At 59.2% G+C, this 4,936-nt stretch carries 3 protein-coding genes and 1 pseudogene; 2 read left to right on the top strand and 2 right to left on the bottom strand.

Going from position 1 to position 4,936, the window contains the following annotated elements; all coding sequences use genetic code 11:
• Positions 1-524: pseudogene (locus ACRC1E_RS12140) on the bottom strand (Lateral flagellin); the annotation flags it as partial.
• A gap of 107 nt (positions 525-631) precedes the next feature.
• Positions 632-1,858 (bottom strand): flagellin lysine-N-methylase, encoded by a 1,227-nt coding sequence (gene fliB, locus ACRC1E_RS12135; RefSeq protein WP_438515352.1) that lies wholly within the window; start codon positions 1,856-1,858, stop codon positions 632-634.
• 229 nt (positions 1,859-2,087) lie between these two features.
• Between fliB and ACRC1E_RS12130 the strand changes: the two genes are divergently transcribed.
• Positions 2,088-3,551: a hypothetical protein gene (locus ACRC1E_RS12130; protein WP_438515351.1), complete on the top strand. Its 1,464-nt coding sequence runs from the start codon at positions 2,088-2,090 to the stop codon at positions 3,549-3,551.
• Between the two features lie 48 nt (positions 3,552-3,599).
• The gene (locus tag ACRC1E_RS12125; protein WP_438515350.1) at positions 3,600-4,733 is read left to right on the top strand and encodes an alpha-hydroxy acid oxidase; all 1,134 of its coding nucleotides are present in this window, start codon (positions 3,600-3,602) and stop codon (positions 4,731-4,733) included.
• Positions 4,734-4,936: the final 203 nt, after the last annotated feature.

The following is a 4,936-nucleotide window of genomic DNA, read 5'->3' as shown; positions in this document are numbered from 1 at the left end:
AGCAAACCTTGTTTGGTTGCAATTGCTGCCATATTGGTCTTGGCATTGAATTCATATTTTTCTGCAGCATCAGCCCCCACCTGGAAGGTCACTTTGTCAGCCAGCGTGCCACCGGTCAGCAACTTCTCACCACCGAACTTGGTGTTACCCATAATATTGGTAATTTCTGCCGACAACGTAGCAAATTCTGTTTGCATTGCCGTTTTGTCAGCGGCCGAACTGGAACCATCGGCAGCCGTCGCCAGATCCTTCATCCGCAACACGATATTGGACACTTCGTTGAGCGCACCTTCGCCAGTCTGCAGCATCGAGGTGGCGTTTTGAGTGTTGCGCATGGCAACCGACATGCCACGGCTCTGGGCATTCAGGCGGGTAGCGATCTGCATGCCGGCGGCGTCGTCCATCGCGCTATTGATGCGCAGGCCGGTACCCAGACGGGTCATTGAAGTGGACAGGCCACTCTGGTTGGCGTTGAGGTTGCTCTTGGTAAACAGCGATGCGGCGTTGGTGTGCAGGCTCAGCATGATAAATTCTCCAGTATTTACTATCAATTGAGGCACTCATTCCAGCGCCCTCACAGCTACAAGACGACAGGCAGCCACCACAACTTAAATCGCCGGCCAAAAAAATTTTACAAGCGCAGCAATGGCCACAAGCGCGGCATGGCTTGCAGGCCGGCGCGGCTAAAGGTTGCCGCCAGCTTGCCGATGAAAGTGCTGTCATGCTGGCACACCCGTTCGAACGACTGTACCGCCAGCTGCATATCCTCCAGACTGACGTCACCCCGTTCTTCTGCCAGCCCGATACACAGCCCCCGCACCGCCACCAGCGCGCTCACCAATGCCGCCAGCTTGTCCTCCGGCTTGCCCTGCACCGGGAAAACTTCTCGGAAAGCCAGATTCAGCACATAGTTGCGCAATACATACTCCAAGCCAGCGTCAGCCACCTGAGCGCGCCAGCGTAGCGCCGCCTCGGGATAACGCTTACCAAGCTCCGCCGGTGTATCGCCTAGCGCAGACGAAAAGCGCGCCAGCACATCAGCAAAGCGTGGATGCCTGCCGGCACGGTGCAAACTGCGGCCATTGAGCAGCGTATGCCCCAGCAAGATCGCCTGTGCGTCCAGATCCGGCTGTACCGCTGCTAACGAGCTATTCAAGGCACCGCTCTCCAGCATGGTGGTAAAAGCCTCCAGAACTTGGGCCGTTTTCTCGACCGGATAGTGCTGAGCCTGCAAAGGTGTTAGCTCATGGCACAGAATAGCCAGCAGTGCCAGCGCCTGCCATAGATCAAGCTCAGGCGCAGACAGCACACGCAGGCAGGTATGGTGGACCTCCTGCAACAACTGTTGTGCCGCCGGTACGGATTGCCCGTAGACCGGAAGGCAGGCACTCTCGCGCACTACGCCATCATGCTCCACCCACTGCATGGCATCTGCCGAGGATAGCGCCAGCCTGGCCGCCTCCGGGCAGGACAGCGTCGCCGCCTGTGACAGCACACCATTGAAATGTGTCGTTGTGCGCGGATAGGTAAAACAGGTATCGGATAGGGCCGCCGCGCCGAGTCGGGCATGCACTTTGCACAAGCCCCCATCCATCATCGGGCAATCGCTGGCCCCCGGCTGCGGCACTATTTGTCCGTAATCGGCATCGGATGCGGCCTTGCGGTTCCGCTTTAACGCATGCATGAACACCGGTTGCAACGCGGAGTCCTGCGATGCCCGGTAGGTCTGAAAAGTATCGCGATCCAGCGTAATTTTCCACGCCATGGTGCAACAGTGGTCGGCACACTCAGGGCCGATACAATGAAAAGCCTGCATGTAAGCAGGCATCAACATGGTGGTACGGATTTCTCTTTTCATAGTGCATCATCCACGGCAGGCGGCTTGTTACAGGAGTAATGTCAGGTAACGACAATCACATTTTTAAGCATATTGCCCAAAAAGACAGTAATATTCATCCCAAATAATTACACTAATCAGAATGCCCAGCAGCACAAGCTGCCTGAGCTGTTTTGCCCTGTGGTCCGATGCCCTGCATGCGCAACATGAAGCGTGGGGAAATATCAATGCAAACATAAATGACAAAGCTGTGACCGCCCTGACCCTGCCTTCGCTTCCTGCCGTCCCGCTCCCGGCCAAGCCCGAGCCGCTGCTGCCGCGCTTTCCGTCGCTACTGGTGCTGGAGCCCTTTGATGCGGCGCAGGCGCTGCTTGACTGGCTGGACAAGGTCAATGGCAGCGCCCTGTCGGCGGACACCTTGCTACTGTCGTTGCAGGCGGCCCGTAACAGTGCCAACCGCACCCAGCAACGCTTGGGCAGCCTGGCATGCGAGCTTGGCACGGAAGACCCGACCGCGATGACCCGCCTGCTGGCGCAAGGGCTGCAGCTGGAAACGGCTTTGCACCAGAGCTACAAGCGCCTCGCCATTTTGCGAGACAAGGAAAGCAGCGGCTGGCTGGCCAGCGCCAAGCCGCGCATCGAAGCCGTCGCCGCCGCGCTGGATAGCGCATGGCAGTTGCAGCTTTATTTCACCCGCCACCATAGCCAGTTGCCCGCAGGCTTCTGGCTGGATTGCCACCAGCTCTACCAGCATGTCACGACTCAGGGCTGGGCCCAGAAGCGCGGCGCTGAATCCGACACCTCTCTCGCTGCACGTTACGCCGCCATCCTGCTGACGGGCCTGCTGGCCAGCAACGGCCTGCAAAGCAGCGCACTGGATGCTTTTGCCGAACTGCTGCGTACCGATGCCCACCACCTTAAACTGGTAGAAGCCGAAGCCCGCCTGCCGGACGACGGTGCTTTCGTGTTCAGCAGCGCCGCCGATGCCTCTCCACGTTTCATCACCGACTGGCCAACACGCAGGAGCGCGGGCCCTTGGTGGCAACTGGAGCTTGCCCCGCTGCTGGAGGTTGTGCAGCAGCGTTTGCAGGATCTGCCCGAACCCGTCTCCCAAGTGCAACTGCAGCTACTGTTGCAGCTACGCCAAAGCTGGAGCCATCCGGCACGGCGTCGCCATCGCCGCCGTCGCCGGCTGGAGGGCGACCACCTGCAACTGCATGTGTCGCTGGATAAATGCTGGGCGGCGCTGGCCAACGCAGACGGGCTTCCACAACACAAGGCCAGCGAACTGCAGGTGGTGGATCTCAGTCTGTCCGGTATCCAGTTGCAAGGTGAAGGCCGGCTGCACACGATGCAGCCCGGTGAAGTGGTGCTACTGGGGCGCAAGCAAAATAACTGGCGCTGCGGCATCGTGCGCCGCATCAATAGCTTCGGCATGTCCTCGTGGTATGGCGTGGAATACATCGGTAAGCAGTTGCAGGCGGTACGCATCCGTGCCGACAACTCGCTCAACGGCGATCACTGGCAGCAGGCCCTGCTGATGAAAGGCAGCCTGCGCTCTGGCTACCGCAGCCTGATCCTGATCGAAGGCCGGCCATTTCGCATCCTGCGCCCGTTCATCCTGCAGCTCGAAACAGGTGAAGTCGCCATTCAGTCCAGCCGGCTGCTGATGCAAAACCTGCATTACCAACTGTTCGAATACAAAACCCTGTAATCCACACCTGATGGCAGAACGCAAGCCATCCCCCTTACGAGCACCATCATGCCCATCATTACCTGCGTGGAAGACCTGCGCCAGCTGGCGCAAAAACGCGTACCCAAGGCTTTTTACGACTATGCCGACAGCGGTGCGTATACCGAAAGCACCTATCGCAGCAACAGCAGCGACCTGGCCGCCATCAAGCTGCGCCAGCGCGTCGCCGTCAATGTGGAAACGCGCACCACCGCCACCACCTTGCTAGGCCAGCCGGTGCGGATGCCAGTGGTCATCGCGCCAACAGGTCTCGCCGGCATGCAGTGGGCCGATGGGGAAATCCTCGGCGCCCGTGCCGCCGAAAAGTTCGGCATCCCGTTTACCCTGTCCACCATGAGCATCTGCTCGATCGAAGACGTGGCCGCCGCCACCCGTCAGCCGTTCTGGTTCCAGCTGTATGTAATGCGCGACCGCGGCTTTATCCGCGCCCTGATCCAGCGCGCCAAGGCCGCCAAATGTTCTGCGCTGGTACTGACGCTGGACCTGCAGATTCTGGGCCAGCGCCACAAGGATCTGAAAAACGGCATGTCGGTGCCGCCCAAACTGACACTGGCCAATATTCTGGACATCGGCTCCAAGCCCGGCTGGGCGCTACGCGCGCTGCGCGGACGCAAGACCTTCGGCAATCTGGCAGGCCACGTCAAGGGCGGCAACGATATTGTTTCGCTCAGCCAGTGGACGGCCCAACAATTCGACCCGACGCTAAGCTGGGACGATGTGGCTTGGATCAAGCAGGAGTGGGGAGGCAAACTGGTACTGAAAGGGATACTGGATGTGGAAGATGCCAAGCTGGCCGTTGCCACCGGTGCCGACGCCATCGTGGTCAGCAACCATGGCGGGCGTCAGCTCGATGGCGCCATGTCGTCGATCGCAGCCCTGCCCGCCATTGTCGATGCAGTAGGCTCGGAGATTGAAGTCTGGTTCGATGGCGGCATCCGCAGCGGGCAGGACATCCTCAAGGCCAGCGCATTAGGCGCCAAAGCCGGCATGATCGGGCGGGCATTCCTGTACGGCCTGGGTGCGATGGGTGAAGAAGGAGTCACCCGCATGCTGGAAATCCTGCACAAGGAACTGGATGTGAGTATGGCACTCACCGGCAATACCGACATCCGGACGGTAGGCGCAGAAACGGTCATACGCTAAAAGATGCGGCCCGTGCACGATGCCGGGCCGCTTAAAAAACAATGCAATAGCCGGCGGCCATCATCTGATTTGCAGCACATGATACATAGCAGTTCATGGTACGAATCGCTTTACGCATATAAAAAAGCCCTGACTTCGATGAAGTCAGGGCTTTAATATTTTGGGGTGAGTAATGGGGCTCGAACCCACGACAACCGGAATCA

Origin of the sequence: Craterilacuibacter sp., from assembly GCF_051659485.1 — a bacterium.
In the GTDB taxonomy this organism is placed as follows: Bacteria; Pseudomonadota; Gammaproteobacteria; order Burkholderiales; family Chromobacteriaceae; genus Craterilacuibacter.
This window is presented reverse-complemented; position numbering and strand designations above follow the sequence as displayed.

Excerpts from the sequence above, each read along its gene's own strand:
- fliB (WP_438515352.1), bottom strand. The coding sequence starts at position 1,858 with ATGAAAAGAGAAATCCGTACCACCATGTTGATGCCTGCTTACATGCAG.
- ACRC1E_RS12125 (WP_438515350.1), top strand. The coding sequence starts at position 3,600 with ATGCCCATCATTACCTGCGTGGAAGACCTGCGCCAGCTGGCGCAAAAA.